This window comes from Nostoc sp. ChiQUE02 (genome assembly GCF_034531305.2).
Lineage (GTDB): Bacteria > Cyanobacteriota > Cyanobacteriia > Cyanobacteriales > Nostocaceae > Nostoc.
The window spans coordinates 1-20206 of record NZ_JAVRBN020000073.1; the positions used below are offsets into that span (position 1 = coordinate 1).

The 20206-nt window shown below is 43.2% G+C and carries 17 protein-coding genes; 6 read left to right on the forward strand and 11 right to left on the reverse strand.

Annotated elements, in window-relative coordinates:
* Positions 1-295: 295 nt before the first annotated feature.
* The 4 genes from RM347_RS33200 to ndhL form a co-directional block, all read right to left on the reverse strand.
* Positions 296-964, reverse strand: a complete 669-nt coding sequence (locus RM347_RS33200) for a heterocyst differentiation related protein (RefSeq protein ID WP_322719547.1) — start codon at positions 962-964, stop codon at positions 296-298.
* Between the two features lie 236 nt (positions 965-1200).
* The gene (trpA, locus tag RM347_RS33205) at positions 1201-2028 is read right to left on the reverse strand and encodes a tryptophan synthase subunit alpha (protein ID WP_322719548.1); all 828 of its coding nucleotides are present in this window, start codon (positions 2026-2028) and stop codon (positions 1201-1203) included.
* A gap of 92 nt (positions 2029-2120) precedes the next feature.
* Complete coding sequence (locus RM347_RS33210; RefSeq protein ID WP_179068469.1) at positions 2121-2432, reverse strand: DUF3007 family protein; 312 nt, start codon at positions 2430-2432, stop codon at positions 2121-2123.
* Between the two features lie 24 nt (positions 2433-2456).
* Complete coding sequence (gene ndhL / locus RM347_RS33215) at positions 2457-2669, reverse strand: NAD(P)H-quinone oxidoreductase subunit L (protein WP_322719549.1); 213 nt, start codon at positions 2667-2669, stop codon at positions 2457-2459.
* A gap of 1099 nt (positions 2670-3768) precedes the next feature.
* Here ndhL and RM347_RS33220 point away from each other — a divergent pair.
* Complete coding sequence (locus RM347_RS33220) at positions 3769-5109, forward strand: hypothetical protein (protein ID WP_322719550.1); 1341 nt, start codon at positions 3769-3771, stop codon at positions 5107-5109.
* On the opposite strand, the gene RM347_RS33225 is transcribed toward RM347_RS33220, so the two are convergent.
* On the reverse strand, positions 5104-6024 hold the full coding sequence (locus RM347_RS33225; RefSeq protein WP_322719551.1) for a lysylphosphatidylglycerol synthase domain-containing protein: 921 nt from the start codon (positions 6022-6024) through the stop codon (positions 5104-5106). The two genes, RM347_RS33220 and RM347_RS33225, sit on opposite strands and share 6 nt — an antisense overlap.
* Before the next feature lie 342 nt (positions 6025-6366).
* Here RM347_RS33225 and RM347_RS33230 point away from each other — a divergent pair, with 342 nt between their 5' ends.
* A complete protein-coding gene (locus RM347_RS33230) occupies positions 6367-6933 on the forward strand; it encodes a DUF6658 family protein (protein ID WP_322719552.1) in 567 nt (188 codons plus the stop codon).
* A gap of 99 nt (positions 6934-7032) precedes the next feature.
* Positions 7033-7599 (forward strand): hypothetical protein, encoded by a 567-nt coding sequence (locus tag RM347_RS33235; RefSeq protein ID WP_322719553.1) that lies wholly within the window; start codon positions 7033-7035, stop codon positions 7597-7599.
* A 59-nt stretch (positions 7600-7658) separates the two neighbouring features.
* Here RM347_RS33235 and RM347_RS33240 read toward each other — a convergent pair whose 3' ends face one another.
* From RM347_RS33240 to RM347_RS33255, 4 genes are all read right to left on the reverse strand, one after another.
* Entirely contained in the window at positions 7659-7856 is a 198-nt protein-coding gene (locus tag RM347_RS33240) for a hypothetical protein (RefSeq protein ID WP_322719554.1), read from the reverse strand.
* A 234-nt stretch (positions 7857-8090) separates the two neighbouring features.
* Complete coding sequence (gene typA, locus RM347_RS33245) at positions 8091-9881, reverse strand: translational GTPase TypA (RefSeq protein ID WP_322719555.1); 1791 nt, start codon at positions 9879-9881, stop codon at positions 8091-8093.
* Between the two features lie 50 nt (positions 9882-9931).
* A complete protein-coding gene (locus tag RM347_RS33250; protein WP_322719556.1) occupies positions 9932-10192 on the reverse strand; it encodes a hypothetical protein in 261 nt (86 codons plus the stop codon).
* Between the two features lie 169 nt (positions 10193-10361).
* Positions 10362-10589: a hypothetical protein gene (locus RM347_RS33255; protein ID WP_322719557.1), complete on the reverse strand. Its 228-nt coding sequence runs from the start codon at positions 10587-10589 to the stop codon at positions 10362-10364.
* 147 nt (positions 10590-10736) lie between these two features.
* On the opposite strand from RM347_RS33255, the gene RM347_RS33260 reads away from it, so the two are divergent.
* Positions 10737-11012, forward strand: a complete 276-nt coding sequence (locus RM347_RS33260; protein WP_322719558.1) for a hypothetical protein — start codon at positions 10737-10739, stop codon at positions 11010-11012.
* A 43-nt stretch (positions 11013-11055) separates the two neighbouring features.
* Here RM347_RS33260 and RM347_RS33265 read toward each other — a convergent pair whose 3' ends face one another.
* Positions 11056-16182: a CHAT domain-containing protein gene (locus tag RM347_RS33265; protein WP_322719559.1), complete on the reverse strand. Its 5127-nt coding sequence runs from the start codon at positions 16180-16182 to the stop codon at positions 11056-11058.
* 207 nt (positions 16183-16389) lie between these two features.
* Between RM347_RS33265 and RM347_RS33270 the strand changes: the two genes are divergently transcribed.
* Both RM347_RS33270 and RM347_RS33275 read left to right on the forward strand, forming a co-directional pair.
* Positions 16390-18225 (forward strand): ShlB/FhaC/HecB family hemolysin secretion/activation protein, encoded by a 1836-nt coding sequence (locus RM347_RS33270; protein WP_322719560.1) that lies wholly within the window; start codon positions 16390-16392, stop codon positions 18223-18225.
* 442 nt (positions 18226-18667) lie between these two features.
* Positions 18668-18922, forward strand: a complete 255-nt coding sequence (locus tag RM347_RS33275; RefSeq protein WP_322719561.1) for a DUF7219 family protein — start codon at positions 18668-18670, stop codon at positions 18920-18922.
* Between the two features lie 90 nt (positions 18923-19012).
* Here the strand turns inward: RM347_RS33275 and RM347_RS33280 are convergent, their stop codons facing one another.
* Entirely contained in the window at positions 19013-20044 is a 1032-nt protein-coding gene (locus RM347_RS33280) for a VOC family protein (RefSeq protein WP_322719562.1), read from the reverse strand.
* Between the last annotated feature and the right edge of the window lie 162 nt (positions 20045-20206).

Here is a 20206-nt window from a genome sequence, read left to right on the forward strand (position 1 = left end):
AAAGCCTTCGGACGGTGCGTTATGCCTCTGGCTAACGCACCCTACGTATATTTCAAAAATCAAATATGAGTCCTATACCAGGTTTAACACTAAGTAGATCGACGTAAATAATTATAGTTGGGATAAGACAGGGGCGCAGGGAGCAATGCTGTGATCCCTACACATTGTCTTGACACAATTAAAAAGTACTATGTACAAACCTTACAAAAAGTTTTGTTTATGATTTTAAACCAAGAATGCACACAGATAGATTATCTGTGTGCATTCGTGTTCATCTATGATTTTATTTTCCCGATTAGTGCATTTCGTCGTATTCTGGTGCTTCAACTCGTCTTGCTTCCATCCGAGAAGCAGGCAGAAACTCAGCACGACGGACTGGAACCAAGGGTGGCGTATTTCCTTGGTAGGGATGAATTACTTGTACAGTACGAGATGGACGCTGCCGTGGTGAGAACAAAGCCAATACCCCAGCGACGACAACACCACCACCAATAGTGAGAGTTGCACCTCCCACGGCCCAAAGCATAGGTGAAGACCACCAAGAATTTTGCGGCTGGAGTGCTGCTACTTTTTGTTGGTTACTCTGCTGGGCTGATAGCCACTGCTGCTGAGTATTAAAATTTTGGACTTGGCCTTGGAGTTGTTGATTTTGCAACTTCAGCTGTTCCTTGAGCTGTTCATTGTCGTTTTTTAAACGCTCCAGCTGCATCTGCGTGTTCAACTTCTCCATTTCTAGGCGCTGGTCAATGTTGGGAGCAGTCTGTGGCGGAGCCTGACCGGGATACACTGGTGGCGGCGCATAAGGGTTGTAAGGAGAATACATTCCCGGCGCTGCTACAGTACCTGGCATTTGCGGAGCAACAGCAAAGTTAGGCTGTAGGGGAGTATTTGTTCCTTTGAGTAATACGAGAGCCGCCAGCCCAGCTACGGCGACCCCGCCGATAAACGCCATACTCTCACTCATCGCCTTTACTCCTCAATTGCGACGTAACTATAATCATTTGTGACTGACTCACTCTCACACTCATAAATTATGCCTACTTGATTTCACATAATACTCAAACTATAAGCGACTGTATCAGCTAGTTTTTTTACATCATGATATCTGATGTTAATATTCAAGACCATAATGGTCAAATTGTCTACCAAGCAAGGATAGAAAAACTACACTGTTATACTTTTTTAATCTACTTTACCCGTCTAATCAAGAGGAGTATTTATGCTGGTGTTGGTGGTCTTGATGGCTGCCTTGAGACTTTGGCAAAATTCGGCGATCGCATTTAATCCCTGCTCTGGTGTGCCTTCTGCTAACCGTTTGACAACAGCGCTGCCCACGATCGCTGCATCTGCGCCCCATTCCTTTACCTGACGGGCTTGTGCCGCTTCGGAGATCCCAAAGCCTACAGCGATGGGTTTATCAGTAACACCACGAATTTGTTTGAGTAAATCGGACACGCGGTTTTCCAGTTGCGATCGCACCCCTGTTACCCCTGTGACGCTGACTAAATAAATAAATCCTTGGGATGAACGAGCGATCGCTTCTATCCGTTCAGCGGAACTAGTGGGAGCGATCAACAAGATTACATCAATTCCCATCTCACTAGCTGCTTGGAGCAAGCCTGCGGCTTCCTCTAAAGGTAAGTCAGGTATTACCAATCCTGCGACCCCAGCAGCAGCAATTTGCTGAAGAAATTTTTCAATCCCCCGGTGCAAAATTGAGTTGTAATAGATCAACAAGACTATGGGCGATCGCAATTTCGGAGTAATCCCTTGCAACATTTCTAGCACCTGCTCCAATTTCGTACCCCTTTGCAAGGCGCGGGTAGCAGCAGCTTGAATTACTGGCCCATCCGCTAGAGGATCGGAGTAGGGTATACCTATTTCAATTATGTCTGCTCCATTGCGATCTAGAATCTGCAACGCTGCTGCTGTTGTTTCTAAATCTGGATCGCCAGCGGTGATAAAAGGAATCAAAGCGCACTCACGATTGCGCCCAAGAGTTTCAAAGCAATCAGAAATCGCAGTCATTAATCATTAGTCATTAGTTATTGGTCATTGGTCATTAGTCGTTGGTAATTTGTAACTAACAAAAGACAAACGACAACTGACCAATGATAACTTTACACCTGAGACTGCTCTTCTTGTTCTATTTCAGCTTGAATTCGTGCTAGTTCTTCGGGAGTAAGCTCGTCTAGCCGCTTTTGCAGAAAGTCTTGCTCATACTGTTCCCGCTGTTGGTGGTAGGTCATTTTTTGTCCCACCGCACGGAAAAAATAGGTGGCTAACCAGCCAACTAACCCACTGACGAGTAAGACTTGGCTCCATATACCAGCTTTCTGATTATCCAAGCCGACTAGCTGCAATCCTACATAAGCCAAGCCGCCAGCAATAAAAACACCCAAGCCAATTCCAATAGCGTCAATCCGTCGCATGAGAGTTATGACCTACCAATCTCGTTAAACTTCAATTTGTCGCCGTTGGGGTCGAAAATTTACAAACGGCGATAGAACCAACAAACCCGGAAAGAAGAAGAACACCAAAAAGTACATAAACGTACGCTCGATGGAGGTAGCTACATACCAACGCTGCTTCAGGTACAGCAAGACACCAATAGGGATTACCAAAAGGTAAGCTCCAGCCAAAATCAGATACAGAAGGGCCACAATCATAACTTTCAAGTCTTAAGCATCTGTTTTCCATCATAGGCTGAAGAGCCAGACTCAGGGAAGTATAGTCATAATGCTTTCAACATAACTACGCCACAATTACTCAAAAGCCCTTTTTGCAAGCTATTAGGGCAGCTAAAGCGCAGCTTTGGTGGGGTGGTGTACTTTTTTTATGGGCAATTCAACAGACATCATCACAAAAGCTAATATCATGCTATAGTAGTGAATCCACTAGCAAACAAATGCTCTAGTCAGACAAGATCAAAAACTCATCCAGATTGATTACGAGGAAACAAGGAATACTTCCAACTTTAGAAACAATCGCACAATCTGGAAAAAATATTTTAAATCTAGTTGGACAAAAGACACAATTGATGGTGGAATAGATGAGGAGGTATTTGCTGCCTCTACAAAATAACTAGTTATACTAGTTGCCAAACACCTGCGGGGGTGTGGCGGAATGGTAGACGCTACGGACTTAGATAACTGAGCCTTGAAGGAGAAATCCCTCAAGTGGAAGCTCTCAAACTCAGGGAAACCTAAATCTGGTGACAGACATGGCAATCCTGAGCCAAGCCGAAGAAAATCGTGAGTACTGAGTCAAATCAAAACTCCTAACTCATAACTATTCGGAAGGTGCAGAGACCCGACGGGAGCTACCCTAACGTTAAGTCGAGGGTAAAGGGAGAGTCCAATTCTTAAAACCTGATCTGGCTATTGTCATCAGGTAGCAGTGAAAACTGCGGGAGAATGAAAATCCGTTGACCGTAAAAGGTCGTGTGGGTTCAAGTCCCTCCACCCCCACTAAAAATTTAAAATGTCGAAAGGCTTCCATAGAACGTATGGGCGGGTTGTATCTAAATCATAGATTAACCCGCCCATGTATTTATGCATGGTCTTTGATTGTTACAACTAAGTAATTTTACTAGACTAGTTGATGAAGTATGAAACAATTTGTCTTTAATACTTTATCTATAGTTCGAGTTTATCAAATTTGTGTAAAAAAATTACTCAATCTCTGAAGAATAGATTGATGCTACTGTTCACCAAGGTTAAGCTGGTAATAATATGAACAGGAAGCCTTTTTGTCCTGATAAATGGAATGATCGCTAATAGTTTATCAAGTAGTCAGAAAGATCCCCATTCTGTTACGTCTAACTCTAGACAGATAAATATGCAAATTGCACAAGAGGAGGTTTATAGCTTCTTTGTGGAAATTGTCAAAAAATTGCCACCAGAAGATGTTTTACGAGAATTCAAAGGTTTATTTATAGACGGTCTTGATTCAGAAGATTCCGATTATATACCTGGAATATATAGTGTTTTTTTAGAGGATAAAGAACAAGAGCTATGTAATACCATTAAGCGGTGTTGTTACATCATAGTTAATAATTGGAAAACTAACAGAAAAGACAAATATATCCAAGAATTAGTTAATTTATTTGTTAATGAAAATCTGAATATAAAGGACAATAATCCTCCAGTAGTAAAAATTTGTAAAAACTGGTTAGAGAATTTTGTCAATAGCAAAGACTACCAAGAACTGAAATTATTTGCTTCTAAGTACAACGAATCATCTAAAGGTCATTGGTCTAATCGCTATACTTCCTATTTATTAATTGATCAATCTGTTAATGAGAATAATCCCAAAGAGCAACAAGAGGCAGCTAGAAGTCTTTCTAAACAGATAAAAGACAAATTTAAGTTTGAACTAGCAATGTATATTGCTCGTTCTCAATCTGCCGTCTCAAGCACAACACGCTATACAAACCCCAGTGTCTTGGGAGACCATGCTCTGCGTTTAATAAAAGCAATTGTTTTAAAAAAAGGTGTGTTTAGCCATGAAAATATTGCTCATATATTTATCAAGCAAACTCAAAATCAAACTTTGGAAGAATTTAAAATAAATCTGGAAAAGTATCTATTTTTTTCCGTAGAAAATCAAGAATCAGTCGAGAGTTGGAGGCAGCAGTTTGTAGATACTTTATCCTTATGGAAGACAGATTATAATCAAGAAATTATCACTAAAGAATTGTTTTTGAGAACCTGTAATCGAGTCATTGATTGCTTGACAACAGAAAATGGGAAAGAACCTTCGTCATTATTTATATTATTGCTTAACCAAGGTCATGCTCTGACATTGGTGATTATACTGTTAAAGATTATTTTGATTTGTAGAAATTCCCGCAGACATTTAGAAACTCGAATTGCTCATCTGATTCGTTTTTACGAAAAGTATTCAGAAGATCAATGTAAAGGGGTAATAAATTTTATCGAGATTTTTAATATCACCTTTGCAATTTATGCAGAAAACGTAGAATATAACTTGATTAAGATGGAAGAAGAGCATCAAAGCAGTAATCCACAGTTGAATCTGGATGGTTATCGTGTGTTTTCACAGATAAAGGTAGATAGACACAAATTAGTGTCGCCTGATTCATGACTTAGTAAGACGTTCGTCTAACCAAGCGAAGATAGCACCCGCAGTTTCAGCTAGAATACTGATGAGGCGATATAGAGCGATCGCACTAAATACTAGAGCAGCTGGAAAGTGGTGTCGTAAAAGTTCATACGCAGTCGCTTCAAACACACCTAACCCACCAGGCGCACCCGGAATGACAAACCCCAACAACCAAGCGCAACTAAAAGCCCCTACCAACAAAGGAATTTGATTCACATTCAACGAACCCAGGGCGAACATAGTTAGTATAAACCCAGTGGCGCGTAGTCCCAAAAAGCCCAATTCTCCTAATAAAGGTCGTAGGGGATAACTTTTAAGAATAAAGGGAACAGTTGTTTGAGTGTTAGTAACAGATTTTTTTGCTTTCAATTTGTACAAAAAGCGAATAACTGGGTTTAAAAACCAGGGATGAATCGCACAAAGGACTATAGCTAAACTTAGCAATTGTAGTATTTGCAGAACAAAGGTAGTATTAGCTGCCGCAAATTGGCTACTGCATAGGACAACAATGATTAAAGCAGCCGCTAGCATGAGTAGCGGTTCCAGCAAAACGCTTAAGGTGGCTGCACCAGCAGAAACATTGGCATTTTTGGCGGCTACAATTCGCCCGTAGTGATGCCAGATATTACCTGGTAAATACTTAGCTATGTTCGTTTTTAGATAAACCTGGATGAACTGTGGAGATGATACAGGTTGATTTAACTCTTGCAGAATCCAAGTCCAAATCCAGCCTGCCCAAGTATGTGCTAGTAAAGTGACCCCTGTAGCGATCGCTATAATTGCCCATCCTACCCCATCAATGCGGATAGCAGTCACTCCAATCCAATTATCCTTCAGAGCTTTGCCTAAAAAAAACAGCGTTCCGCCCAAAATTATCCAGCGTAAAAATTGCTTCATGAATTTAGTAATTTAACGGTTAAAGCAACAAGGGCTGAATGCCTTAGCTATTACAGTACCTCAGCTACCTCTCCAAAGCTTTTGAAGTATTAAATAGGCTGATGTAGTACTTTTTACGAAGAGCATATTATTTTATTTTATATCTCTCTAGAGTTAGATAAAAATATTATTTTGGTACTAATTAAAATGTGACCTGCGCTAGAGGTTAAGTGCATTTTATTATTCATATCCTTAATAGAGGTTGTCGAAAGTGAGCAAACCAAAACAAGCACAATAACTTGCTGACCAATTCAATGATTCAGCAAATTCTTAGTTTATTAATATTTTGGTAAGGAGGACTACGTGAACGCTGTAAGACTATTCTTGAAAAAAATAAGATTGCGCCAGATATTAACTATCTTTTTAGCTGGACTATTGTTGATAGTTAGCACTGCTTGTAGTGGGGCAAATGCTCAAGGTGCAAATCCACAAAATCCTGCTGTACAAGCTGGTGGAGCAAACAATCCTTATAAGAATGGTGGAGACAAATATACCAACTACAGAATGTCTACCGATCCGAAAATAGCAAACCCAAAAGCCAATCAGGGACGCGACGAAGCTAGCTTACAACCAAGTTCGCAATTGTTGATTGCTACAAATAGAGAATCCGAGATACTTTATCCTGGTGCTGAGACACCAGCAGGTCGAATTAACAAAGAAGCAGAGTTGCCACTCATCACAGATAAAGACTTCCGCCAGCCTGAACCAGGTGGTTTGATTCAGAATGAACCAAATGTAGGAGATCGGGTTAAAGATCGGATTGAGACTGTAAAAGAGGCTGTTGAAGAAGCTTCCGGCTTTTTGAAAGATAAGGCGGATGAAGCTGGTGCCAGACCTGAATTACAAAAGAATCCAGCAGTAGGCAGATAGAACTTTTATTTTGTCTCAATGCTTGAGATTTGAAATAGATTGCAAATGCCATCTTGGTTGAAGTTTAACTTAGTCACAAAAATGCAAGGAGTTAGAAGTATGAAAAAAGCAATGAATTGGCTGAAAAATATTCGTCCCTTGAAAGTCTTAACAGTTTTTTTGGCAGGAATCTTTCTATTTATGGCACAGGCTTGTGGTGCTCCAGGAATAGCAACACAGCCGCCACAACCTGGTGCTCAAGCACCTAATACCGAACGATACGATCCCACAAAAGATTATCCTCTCTCTTCTCCCTCTGGTGGAATGAATAACTTTAGTGATGTAGATCCCAGAGCGAGAGATGAAAAGGCAGCTAATGACAGAGCTGATGCGCTGGCAAAAAATGCTCAAAGAAATATTCAGCAGAAATCAGTTGACAGCCCAGAGCAATATGGCCGAAATTACAAACAAGGTACACCCCTCGGTGAAAGAGTGAAGAACCTTGGTGAAGATATTGGCAGTTCCGCTGAAGAAGTTCGCAAAGGCGTTGTTAAGGGGACTCAGCGAGGAATTGAAAATATTAAGGGTAATACCCAGAATGCTGCCGAAGACGTGACAAAAAATGTTCAGCGTGGGGCTGAAGATGCAGGCGACGCAGTGAAGAGAACAGTTAGAGATATTGATTGAAATTAGTCATTCAATCTCTTGCAAAAATATGAAAACGCCCACAGACCTTTAGTCTGGGGCTACCCAAGCAAAGCCTGCCTACGCAGGCTTTGTTTTAGGTGAATTCTAGTAATAAAATTACCATAGCCGTTGGTTTCGACTTCTCTGCGAGACGCTACGCGAACGCTCAACCAACTGAGTGGTCGAGAGTTGAGCGAACTTGTACTGAGCGACTTGTGCCGAGCCTGTCCTGAGCGTAGTCGTAAAGCCTGCGGCATAGCTACGCTTAGGGCGCAGCCTCTCGTAGAGAAGGGCGAAGCCGAGGTAAGTCGAAGTAGTCGAAACTCGTCAATATAGGTATTTTTTCATTAGAAATCACCTTCGTTTTAGGTGGCTAGGACTTACGCAATGACGATAAATATTTTGTACCCCTTTAAAAAATGATTGCGATACATCTAGCAAAACAAAAAGCCCGCATTAGCGGGCTTTTCCAATCAATTAAATAAATTTACTTACCGTTTCGCCAGCTTCTTCGACATCTTCCGCAGACGAATTGATTGGGGTGTAACTTCCACTAATTCATCGGGGCCGATGTATTCCAAAGCACGCTCTAGGCTCATGTCTATCGGTGCTTGCAGTTGCACTAATTCATCACCACCCGCGGCGCGGTGATTGGTCAACTGCTTAGTCTTACAGATATTCAGTTCTAAGTCTTGCGGACGATTGTGTTCGCCTACAATCATGCCTCTGTAAACCTTTGTACCAGGAACAATAAAGAATGCTCCTCTATCTTCGGCGTTTCTCATGGCGTAGAAGGTAGAAACGCCTTCTTCAAAGGAGATTAAAACGCCTTTGTTACGGGCTTCAATGTCGCCACTGAGTTGACGGTAGTCTAAGAAGCTGTGGTTCATGATGCCTTCACCACGAGTCATCCGCATGAATTCACCCCGGAAACCAATCAATCCACGGGCGGGAATGACAAACTCTAGTTGAGTGCGATCGCCACTACCTGGTTGCATATCTTGCATTTCGCCTTTGCGTTGTCCCAGGCGCTCAATACAGCTACCCACAGCATCAACAGGAATGTCTAACACCAGGAGTTCGTAAGGTTCGCAAGGTTGACCGTTGACTTCGCGGTAAATTACCTGTGGCTGAGATACCTGAAACTCGAAGCCTTCCCGGCGCATGGTTTCGATTAAGATACCCAGGTGGAGTTCGCCACGACCGGAAACTAGGAATTTATCAGGAGAATCGGTTTCTTCGACACGCAAAGCAACGTTGGTTTCGAGTTCGCGGAATAGGCGATCGCGCACTTGGCGTGAAGTCACCAACTTGCCTTCTTGACCCGCAAAGGGCGAATCATTCACCCAGAAGGTCATTTGCAAGGTTGGTTCATCGACTTTAATTAGTGGTAAAGCTTGTGGTTCATTGGGGTCAGTAATCGTTTCCCCAATATAAGCATCAGCAAAACCAGCCACCGCGACAATATAACCTGCGGTTGCTTCTTCCATGTCTACGCGCTTTAGCCCTTCAAAGCCCATCAACTTGGTAATTTTACCTTTGACAATGGTGCCATTTTCTGTAACTAAAGCCGCTTGCTGTCCTGAACGGATAGTACCGTTGTGAATTCTGCCAATGACAATCCGTCCTAGATATTCAGAATAATCTAGGGTTGTGACTTGTAATTGCAGAGGCTTATTGCGATCGCCCACTGGTGATGGAACGTGTTTTAGAATCGCGTTAAACAGGGGTTGCATGTCTACTGATTCTGCTTCCAGTGTTTCCTTAGCAAAACCTCCCATACCAGAGGCAAACAGATAAGGAAAATCACACTGGTCTTCATCTGCTCCTAATTCCAAGAACAGATCCAAGACTTTATCAACTGCAATGTGGGGGTCAGCTTGGCCACGATCGATTTTGTTGATCACAACGATGGGGCGCAGCCCTTTTTCCAAAGCTTTTTTCAGGACAAAGCGTGTTTGGGGCATGGGGCCTTCGTTGGCATCGACAATTAGAAGACATCCGTCAACCATGCCAAGTACCCGTTCAACTTCGCCGCCAAAGTCAGCGTGTCCAGGAGTATCAACAATATTGATTAGTGTTTCTTTGTAGCGAACTGCTGTATTTTTGGACAGGATAGTAATGCCCCGTTCCCGTTCTAAGGCGTTGGAGTCCATAACGCAATCCGGAACGTCTTCGCCTTCGCGGAAAATGCCGGATTGTTTGAGGAGTGCGTCAACCAGCGTGGTTTTGCCGTGGTCAACGTGGGCGATAATGGCGACGTTGCGAATTGGGAGCGTCATAGAAACTTTTGGTGAACTCTAGAGGGGGTTTTAAGATTTACATTTGGATGCTAGGCTGTTTTAACAGAATTGGGGATGATCAGCAAATTCTGTAAAGAACCTTTAACAATTCTAGCGTAATCGTCACAATTGCGGGGAGTTTTGTAAATCCCACGATGGATATGTGTGGTAATTACGGCGTTGCTGGGACAAAAAAAGCTTCTGTGACAAACAGGCGTAGCTTGCTTCCACGTTCGCGTAGCGTGCCGTAGGCAAGTGGTACGGCATGGTTCGACTTCGCTCACCAGCCGCTCAGTGACCATCGTAGACATCGCACACCCTATCCTTGGTCAATACAGATGAAGTCGATGGCTGCTGAAAGTAAGGTGATTTCGGGTTTGCGATCAAAGAAAAGCGATCGCAATTCTTTGCAAGTTTTTTAACTAAATGATGGCAAGTATTATGGCTTTGCGGCAAAATCCAAAGCGATCGCGTGAAAATTTAATCTTGGTTTAAACCACAGCCTAAACAACGCATACAAACAAAGAAAGCCGCTACAACTGAGATAATCTCAAATAGCAATTGAAATGACAATGGAGCTAGAGAAAATCCCCAAACTAAAGAAATTGTCCCAGTTAGCATCGCCGCAATGCGATGAATTTCGTCTTTACTTCTCCAAGCAAATAAAAAAATTCCTAAACCTAATAATAATAAAATTAAACTACTCATAAAGATATTTATTACTTAGAAGCTAAGAGTCAGAAGCAGAACAGAGAAACAATAAGCAACCTCAGAATTCTGGGGCAGAAACGCAAAATAGTCAACAGAGCAAGAGAGCTGAGTCTAAAGGAGACCCAGGGACGCGATCGCCCAGCGGTGCGGACAGGTGTTTTTCATTTGCTATTTAATCTTGTTTCAGCTGCTGTAGGTATTTTATTTGCCAGTCAATTGGCAGCAGTTGCCCAGTGGATTTCTCAGTTAGTGGGTGCAGGGGATGATATTGCCCGCCAAATTGCGAATGCCCAATTGATCTTCAACGTGCTGGGAGTTACGTTAGCGATGTCTACAACGGGCTACGCCTACGCATTTTTGTCCTGGATTGCCCGTGGATTAGAGCAGCTAATTCCTGATAAACAAAACCAAAATCGGTAGGCGGAAAGGGTAAAAGGGTGATAGTAGAATCACTTTTCCCACTTCACCAAGGATTGCCAACCATTGTGAATCCAGACCAATAATAAGGATGCGTCAGTGATTGTTCAGCTTCATCAACACTGTCAGTAGGTAAAGGCAAGTTACCCACTACTCCCAAACCTTGCAATTGACCATTCTTTACGTAAATCTGCCCTTTGGCCATAGCAACCTGAGCCTGTCTGAGAGCTTCTGCCTTAATCGGAGCTGTCCTCAAGTTCTCATAAAATTTCGTCATCAACGCTGCTGTACCAGCATCATTGACCGACCAAAGACTAGCAACACTAGTTTTCACACCTGCCAGCACTGCTAAACCGGCAAATCCCAGTTCAGACTCTTCATCCCCTAAGGCTGTTCTACAAGCACTCAGCACCAGCATTTCGACTTCGGGTTCATTCAACCGCAACTGCCGTAATTGGTTCAAGCGTAACTTGTCTTCCCACAGTTGAATATAGGAATTACTCAAAGCGCCGGTTGCAAAATCGGCATGGGTTGCCATGTGAATAATCCCAAAAGGTTGTTGGCGGCGGATAGTTTTGAGATTTTCTAAAGTGGCTTGCTTATCCAACAATAATTTGCCCTGCCAGAGTTTAGACACCAGTGTTGATAACTCAAGGGGGACTGCCGGTAAAGGTTCTTGTCCCTGAGTACTCTGAGAAACCCCCAGCGCTAAGATTTGAGATTTTTTAATGTCTTTATAGAGGGTGTTAGTCAAACTAAGACTGGGCATCAAGCCAATACTGTATTTTTCTACCAAAAACCCCTTACCATCGTGAAGCGCCGCCATTGGGGTTGAACGTAACCCAATATCTGGTAAAAAGACCAGATTGTTAATTTCTCTCGCCTGTAAATCTGCTTCTAGTGGTGCAATAATCCAGCGATAAAGTTGTTGAGATGAACGTAAATAACCAGTGCGGCGACGGTTTTGTGGACTAACTATTTGGTCACGAAATTCTTGAGCTACTTGTAAAACTTTGGCTCTTGTCGTTTCTGGTATGCGCTTGCGGATAGGATCGCCTTTTCCAGTTACTACCACTATTTCCAGTTGATCGCTATCCTGCTCTGCTACAGTATTTAACTGCTTAGTAAACTTTTTAGCTTTGCCTAAATTTCTCTCTGGTTGAATCTCCACAGGGACAAAACTGATGTAAATAAATGCAGGTTTAACACCCGTAGCTTCTTCAATTTTACGAGCAATTTCTTTGGCATCATCTAGTGTTTTGATTCTAGGAGTAGGTATGCCTAAATGGTCGGCAAAATCATCTGTGAAATCGCCTTCGGGAGTGGGATCGGTATTAAGAACGGGGTTATCAATTTTAGGATTATTGGGGCCAGGATCAATTGGTTTACCTGGTGGATTGCACTGGAATGTGCAGGGAGGAACATTTGGAGTCTCAGGAACATTTGGAGTCTCAGGAACATTTGGAGTCTCAGGAATATTTGGAGTCTCAGGAATATTTGGAGTCTCAGGAATATTTGGCACATTCACGTTGATTGAGACTTGTACAGGTTCTGAGGATGAAACGACATCGCTAGCTCTGACGGTGAATGCATTGATTAGCCCTGTGCTACCAGTTGGTGGTGTGTAATTTAGTGCCTCACCTACAACTAAGGTGTCTCCCACAGCTAAAACTGTATCGTTTCGTCTTAGAGTTCCTGCTTGGATAGCATCAATTATAACGGTGGTGTTATCTAGATTGACATCACTAGTGCTGGCAGTAAATGTGAAGGTAAAGGCTTGATTGGCTTGAGCATCGGATGAGAGGAGCGTGTTCGTCGTCAGTGTCGGCGGGGTGTTGACGGAAGTAATAGTGATGCCGGTTGGAGTGCCGCTTGCATCTTTGTCAGTAGGCAATACTGGGAAGTTACCCGAAGCGATGATTAAACTCTCCCCTGCATTACCTTCCCCGGCATTAATTGTTCCTGCTGTACCATTGATACTTGCATCGCCTACGATAAAATCTACATTGTTTGGACCACCATCATGCCGAATTGTGATGGTACCTCCCACAAGAGGTTGAACGATAGTACCTCCTTCACCAGTAAAAAATCCACCAGTAGCGATCGTTTCACCCGTATCGTTAATTGTCCCTATTCCTTGAACTAGTCCGTTTGTCAGGACTTGCACATTGCCACCTTGAACAGTGTTACCATCACTAAAATCGTCTGCTATGGACTGAGTATTGATGCTGGTAAAGCGAATTGTGCTGCCAAAGGTATTGGTAGTTTGTAAAGTAACGTTGCCACCTGTAACGCTTGCAGTACCATCTACTCCGATCGCAGATGCTAAGGCATCAATGGTCCCATTAACAGTGATATTATCTCTTGCGGTGAAAGTGACTGCGCCAGCTGTGCCAGTAAAATTGCCACCTCCAGTCTTGACTAAAGACGAGTCAATTGTCCCTGTGGTGATACTACCGCCTGTCGTTGCTACTACATTGCCACCCGTACCTAAGCCACCAGCATCATTGGAAGAGGAATTAATGGTATTCGTAAGGATATTGCCTGCCGCAGTCAAAGTCACCGTTCCACCCGTGGCATTGCCAACCCCTCCACTATCGCTGGTGTTGATCTGATTTATGGTAATTCCACCATTGCTGCTTCCGACTTGAACATTACCTGCTGAGTAACCCTGTCCACTGGCAATAATGTTGCCTGCACTAATGTTGCCACTTGCAGACAAAGTTACATCCCCACTTTTAGTGAAATCACGAGTTGTGTCTAGATTTCCTAGTGACAGGCTGGCTCCAGAAATCCTTATTGCTCCTCCGCTTGTCTGGATTGTGTTGGTGGGATTAACAAAGGTTACAGAACCGCTTTGTGAACTCAGGTTGAAGCTACCGCCATTATTCAAATTTAATGTAGCGACACCAGGGGTAGTCACTGTCGGTGTACCTCCGGTGATGTCATTGATGGTAATATTCCCAGTCGCCTGTAAGTTTATATTTGCACCTGAGGCTGCGATCGCACCCCAAGAAATTGTATTAGCCCCAATATCTGGATCGTTGAAGGCAATATTACCAGCCGTGCCATCAAAGCTACCTGTCCCTGTAGCACCATCGATAATAGTCAATGTGCTAGGGTCTAGCAATAAAGTGCCAAAGCTGCCATTGGCGGCTGAAGTATCTACCAAACCGTTGAAGGTCAAGAAATTTTTGCCTGATACTTCTACAAAACCACCATTGCCAGCATTTGCTCCTCCGCGAGCCGAAATGTTACCAAAATATTGAGTTGTGTCGTTACCCCAAACAATAACGCGTCCGCCGTTTTCACTCAAATTACTATCGGCATTAATGACGGAGTTGGAGTCAACATAAGTCTGATCTGCATTGGGTAAAGTTCCTTTACCTTGGTAATCGCCACCAATTAGCACTCTACCGCCACCATTGCTTCCAGAGGCGTTAATATTGGCATCAACCACCGCGACTTTTTTACCCAAAGCCGTTACCGTACCGCCTGTTTGACTTGATGTATCCACTGTCCCAGAAACAATCGTTGTACCTGGAGTTGTGGGAATCTTGACGTTAGAGCCTGTTAGTTGCACAGTCCCATCGGCATTGGCAGTTAACCCAGTGTTAGTGTTACCAACTGTGAGTAATTCTGGTAAAGATGCAATAGGAATTGTCCAGTTATTGGGTTGGTTGCTACTAGAGGTGAGGGGCTGAATTTCCAAACTCAACAGATTTCCTGGCTGACTGAGACGCACCCAATTTTGACCTGGTACGGATGTGACAGTAATCTGTCCTCCCGGTGCGGAAATTTGCCCGGTGTTAGCCACCGTACCGCCCAATAGATTCAAATTCTGCCCAGCACCTACTGCCAAATTTCCAGCATTTACGATCGCTCCTGGCTGGTTGGTACTAAAGGCAAATCCGTTAGGCTTTCCAACTAGAGCAGTGTAGTCATTAACACCTATGGCATTGAACCAACTGCTGCCAAAACCGATGCCGTTGGCTGTTGTCACCGTGAAAGCACTAGGCACATTTAAACTGGCGTTTCCTCCAAAAACAAATCCGGCAGGATTCATCAAGAAGAGGTTAGCATTACCACCTGTTACCTGAATTAAGCCATTGATGATGGAAGGATTACCACCTGTAATTCGACCAAGAATATTTTGCAGCGCCGGACTGGCTTGAAAGTTGGCGATTTGTTCTGGTGAAATCCCAAATTGTTGAAAGCTGTGAAAGAGGTTAACACCATCTCCAGAAGTTGTACCGCCAGTGATATCAAGACGATTGCCATTGGGTGTAACAATTGTGTTTGTACCATCAGTAGCAGGGACAATTTGTTGTGCTTGGACTAATCCAGCACTCATAGCTGTCACCAGAGGCACAATAGCTAGCACTGAAGCGGCGATGCTGGGCAGTAGAGATTTTTTGCGCCGCAAGATGAAGCGACCTGCGGGCAATTCTACATCGATTTGTAACTTGTCTGCTAGTCCGCGTCGCCAAAGTGCTTGAGCGATCGCCCGCTTAGACCAGAAGATTTGTTCTGTTTTTCTAGTAACAGAGATGCTTTGAGAATGATTTCGGTAGAGGTAGAGCGGTTGTTTAACTTGCCGCACCTGGGTTACTTCTGAAAGTCGTAGACACAAGTCGTAATCATAAGCACTACCAGCAAAGGACGTGTTGACACCTCCTACTCGATCGTAAACTGAACGGCGCATTAGGCGGAAGTGGAAAGTCATGAAGTTTACCAACAGACCTTCTTGGGAGTAAGGAATGTCACAACGATGACCGTAGCCGATAACAAGGCCCTCTCGATCAATATTTAGGTAGTCGGTATAAACAAATCCTGTTTCTGGGTGGCGGTTGAGGACTGTAGCCGTTTGGGCGAGGGCGGTAGGGGCTAGGATATCATCACTGTCTACGATCCCAATGTATGTGCCACTAGTTTGGCTGATTGCCGTCTTACAAGCCGCAGCAACTCCTTGATGGTGTGCTTGGACTACCCGCACTCGCCCATCTTGTTGAGCATAAGCGTGAGCGATCGCCATTGAGCCATCTGTGGAGCCATCATCCCAAATCAGCAATTCAAAGTCTTGCCATGTCTGGTTTAAGACGCTGGCGATCGCTTCTTGAAGGTAAGACTCCCGGTTGTAATTGACGATGACAATGGAGATCAGTGGTGACATCGAAGTATTCCCAAGTTTTCTACCTATTACCACAATATAATGCTAAGGACTATTACTTAGAAAAAATCGCTGCTAGTTATAGTTTTAGTTACAAATCTTCTGAAATCTGAATGTCAAAAATATGATATTGAAATATTCATGCACCCATAGCATAGTCAAAAACCAAAATCAGCCCAGTCGTTAGATAAGGCACCCCACTGAGGAGAAATGAGAAAAGAAGCAGAAACTAGTGTTAAGCCGAAAGCAACGACTCAGCAAAGAATTGTCTATTTATCTCATCAGTTAGACACTTGGCGGAGTTTGGCAACTACCAAATGGAGTCAGCACAGTTTCAGTTTTCAGTGCGGCTTACTAATTCTGCCTGCGGTCTGGATTATAACTGCAAATGGACTTAGAGCAACAGCAAATATTTTTACACCGGACTCGGCAAAAAATGGCAGTCAGCCAGAGTTACAAATAGTACAGGAAACAGAACCTGCCCCGGCAACTAATCCCAATCAACCAGAACCGAACCCACAACCAGAAACACCACAACGCATTCGGATTCGCAAAATCCAGGTTGTAGATAGCACAGTTTTTAATGAAAATGACTTTAATCCAGTAGTGAAACCGTTTGAAGAACGGGACTTGACTTTAGAAGAAATCAGACAAGCCGCAGATGCTGTTACCCAGCTTTACCTAAATAAAGGCTATATAAATTCCAGAGCAGTTCCAGACATTCAGCAATCTAGTACCGCCAATGGTGTTGTGGTAATTCGGGTAATTGAAGGGCGTTTGACAGAGATTGACATCGAAGGGACGCGGCGATTAAACCCATCTTATATTCGTAGTCGCATCCAATTAGGTGCTGGTACTCCTCTCAATACTGGTAAGCTCGAAGAACAATTGAAACTGTTGCGACTCGATCCCCTATTTACAAATGTGGAAGCGCGTCTGCGTCCGACGGGTAAGGTTGGTCAAAGTGTTCTCATTGTCAGAGTAGAAGAGGCAAACCCTTTAACTGGTAGCTTGGGTGTAGATAATTATTCGCCTCCGAGTATTGGGGCGGAAAGATTGGGTGTTGAACTGCGCGATCGCAATTTAACCGGTATGGGAGATGAGTTAGCAGGCTCCTATTACCACACGCTTTCTGGTGGTTCCGATGTGTTTGATTTTAGCTACCAAGTTCCCGTGAACGCCATGAATGGCAAGGTGCAGATTAGAGCAGCATTTAATCGCAACGAAATTACCGAGCCACCCTTTAATGCGTTAGGCATTCGGGCCAACCAGGATCTTTATGAAATCAATTATCGTCAACCATTGATGCGATCGCCCAGAGAAGAATTTGCCCTATCCTTGGGATTTACCTATCAAGATGGTCAAACCTTCCTCTTCGATAACCTTGCAACCCCCTTTGGCATTGGGCCTGATGCCAATGGCGTTAGCCGCACCAGTGTAATTAAATTTGGTCAAGATTATATTAGACGCGAACCTAAAGGAGCCTGGTTTTTGCGATCGCAATTTAGTTTTGGCATTGACATATTAGATGCAACTATCAACAATGACCCCATACCTGATGGTCGCTTTTTCAGTTGGCTAGGTCAAGTACAGCGAGTGCAGCAACTCAGCAACGATCAGCTGTTGCTCATCCAAGCAGACTTGCAACTAACACCAGATAGCCTTTTACCTTCCCAGCAATTCGTCATTGGCGGTGGACAGTCTGTAAGGGGATATCGCCAAAATATCCGCTCTGGGGATAATGGATTTCGTGTCGCGATCGAAGATCGGATCACAGTCCAGCGCGATGAATCTGGATTATCCACAATTCAACTTGCGCCATTTCTGGACATGGGAGCCGTCTGGAATCAGTCTAATAATCCCAATCCGCTACCCGATCAAACTTTTTTGGTGGGTGCAGGCTTAGGATTATTGTGGAATCAGGCAATGGGAATTGATAATCTCTTTTTGCGGCTCGATTATGGATTTCCATTTATCGATCTGAGCGATCGCGGTAATAACGCTCAGGATGATGGCTTTTACTTTAGTCTTCGCTATCAACCCTAATCAAGAGTACTGAGTTAAAAGATAAAATACCCTCTCCGAGTCGGAGAGGGACGGTTTTACTACGTAAAACCAGGGAGAGGTCTTTTGATTCAGCTAATTAGGCAGACACTACATGAGTCGTCAAATTCACGTTAATTTAGAATTATGACCCCCTAATTTGAGGCGTATTTGATCGAGTCGAGTTTAATCAGCAAAATGGTATTTGACTTTCTCATTTTGGTGTTTTCCGCAAGCAAAATGGCATTTGACTTACTCAAAATACCATTTGACGTTCTTATTTCAGTGTTTTCTACAGTCAATTACCTTCCCTCCTGCGTTACCCTAATCTTTAACTAAAACTAAAATATTCACTTATTCTGGAATTGGAATTTTCTGGTGTGTATTTACACACAGAGAAAAATTAAGTTTATAACTTTAACAAAGAATTACAGAGAGCAAACTTATGACACAATCTAACTCGCAAGACAAAAACAGCTTTCTTTACCCACGTAGTCGGTATTATGGGAATTTCAAGCCAGAGAACTTAGTGTTTAATGCTAACCTCCAAGAATTTGCCCAAAAAATTAGTTACATCACTTGCCTAGAAACAGGGGGAAAACTGTCTCAGGAAGAAGCTTACGAGCAAATTAAAGCACTTTGGAAAGAGTTGAAACATAGCAAAAAGCAACTGGCTATTGGTGAAAATAAAGAAGTTTAAACTGATTGGGCATTGGTCATTAGTCATTGGTCATTGGTCATTAGTTATTCTTTCTTCCCCTGCTCCCCCTACTTTCCCCTCTTACACTAGTTAATTACCTTCTAGCAAAGTCCAGAAGTAGCCATCTGGTGCAATAAAGGAGAAACTCGTTTCGCCAAACTCATTACTGATAATGTCTGTAACTTTTTGGGCAGTACTTGCTTTGATGCGATCGCAATACTCCTGTATTCCCTTAACCCGATATGTATATAAAGACATACCCAAGCTACCTGGTTGGGCTGCTTCAAAGCGCGATTCTAAATTAATAGATTCTGGGAATCGAATGATATAAAGTCTACCACTGCGCGTAGCCATCAGGTCAGACTTAGAAGAACGGGGATCATCAAAGGTAGTAACAATAAACTTTTCACCAGGGTTAAGGTCAAAAATATCTTTACCTGCTGGCGAAGATTCATAGCTAGTTTCGACATCATCACGCACACGCAGCAAACCCAAAACTTCTTCATAAAACTTCAGGGTTTCTTTGCTGTCATCCTGAACGATGATTCCCATGTGCGTAAACTGACTAGTCTTGAGAGCCGCATTATGGTTAACTTGTCCGTACTGCGGTAGTGTATAGCCAAACCGTTGAAACAAAACCTGGCGAGCTAAGGGTTGCAGTAGCAGCATTTCTCGCACACCGACTGCTGGCTCAATAAAAGGACGGCTTTTCCTATCTTTGTTGTAGATAACTTCCCAATAAGGGTTAGTGTACCTAATAGGTAAACCTGCTGCCTTTGCATCCTCTATATGATTTAAGATACTTAACACATCCGCAGTTAAGCTTGTTGCCCAACGATTTCCCTTAATTTTCATCGACGCTGTTCCTAAACCTTCGTGGGTGGGGTTTTGCCAAATCATCAGCCGAATCAAACCATGATCTGAATTTTGGTGGTAAAGGCGGATTGAGCGTAAAGACGAATTTACCCCATATAGTTGATTAGCTAAATCTGCGGTTAATTCACCCACTTCACCAATACGATAGCCAAATTGCTCCCAATACTGAATTGCAGAAATTGGCTCCGGGATACCGATACACACTTCATAGATACCTTCAATTGTCGTTTGTTGTTCGTTAGTCATACCAATTTTGGATTTTAGTTTTTAGATTTTAGATTGTGTCTAAAGAAATTAAGCTTTTGGATTTTTCCTAATTCCTATACGGAGCATATAGCAATCGGATTTGATTTATGAAAAAATCTAAGTATGTGTAGGGTGTGTTACGGTTTCCGTAACGCACCATCC

Excerpts from the sequence above, each read along its gene's own strand:
- RM347_RS33200 (WP_322719547.1), bottom strand. The coding sequence starts at position 964 with ATGAGTGAGAGTATGGCGTTTATCGGCGGGGTCGCCGTAGCTGGGCTG.
- trpA (WP_322719548.1), bottom strand. The coding sequence starts at position 2,028 with ATGACTGCGATTTCTGATTGCTTTGAAACTCTTGGGCGCAATCGTGAG.
- RM347_RS33210 (WP_179068469.1), bottom strand. The coding sequence starts at position 2,432 with ATGCGACGGATTGACGCTATTGGAATTGGCTTGGGTGTTTTTATTGCT.
- ndhL (WP_322719549.1), bottom strand. The coding sequence starts at position 2,669 with ATGATTGTGGCCCTTCTGTATCTGATTTTGGCTGGAGCTTACCTTTTG.
- RM347_RS33220 (WP_322719550.1), top strand. The coding sequence starts at position 3,769 with ATGATCGCTAATAGTTTATCAAGTAGTCAGAAAGATCCCCATTCTGTT.
- RM347_RS33225 (WP_322719551.1), bottom strand. The coding sequence starts at position 6,024 with ATGAAGCAATTTTTACGCTGGATAATTTTGGGCGGAACGCTGTTTTTT.
- RM347_RS33235 (WP_322719553.1), top strand. The coding sequence starts at position 7,033 with ATGAAAAAAGCAATGAATTGGCTGAAAAATATTCGTCCCTTGAAAGTC.
- RM347_RS33240 (WP_322719554.1), bottom strand. The coding sequence starts at position 7,856 with ATGCCGCAGGCTTTACGACTACGCTCAGGACAGGCTCGGCACAAGTCG.
- typA (WP_322719555.1), bottom strand. The coding sequence starts at position 9,881 with ATGACGCTCCCAATTCGCAACGTCGCCATTATCGCCCACGTTGACCAC.
- RM347_RS33250 (WP_322719556.1), bottom strand. The coding sequence starts at position 10,192 with ATGTCTACGATGGTCACTGAGCGGCTGGTGAGCGAAGTCGAACCATGC.
- RM347_RS33255 (WP_322719557.1), bottom strand. The coding sequence starts at position 10,589 with ATGAGTAGTTTAATTTTATTATTATTAGGTTTAGGAATTTTTTTATTT.
- RM347_RS33265 (WP_322719559.1), bottom strand. The coding sequence starts at position 16,182 with ATGTCACCACTGATCTCCATTGTCATCGTCAATTACAACCGGGAGTCT.
- RM347_RS33270 (WP_322719560.1), top strand. The coding sequence starts at position 16,390 with ATGAGAAAAGAAGCAGAAACTAGTGTTAAGCCGAAAGCAACGACTCAG.
- RM347_RS33275 (WP_322719561.1), top strand. The coding sequence starts at position 18,668 with ATGACACAATCTAACTCGCAAGACAAAAACAGCTTTCTTTACCCACGT.
- RM347_RS33280 (WP_322719562.1), bottom strand. The coding sequence starts at position 20,044 with ATGACTAACGAACAACAAACGACAATTGAAGGTATCTATGAAGTGTGT.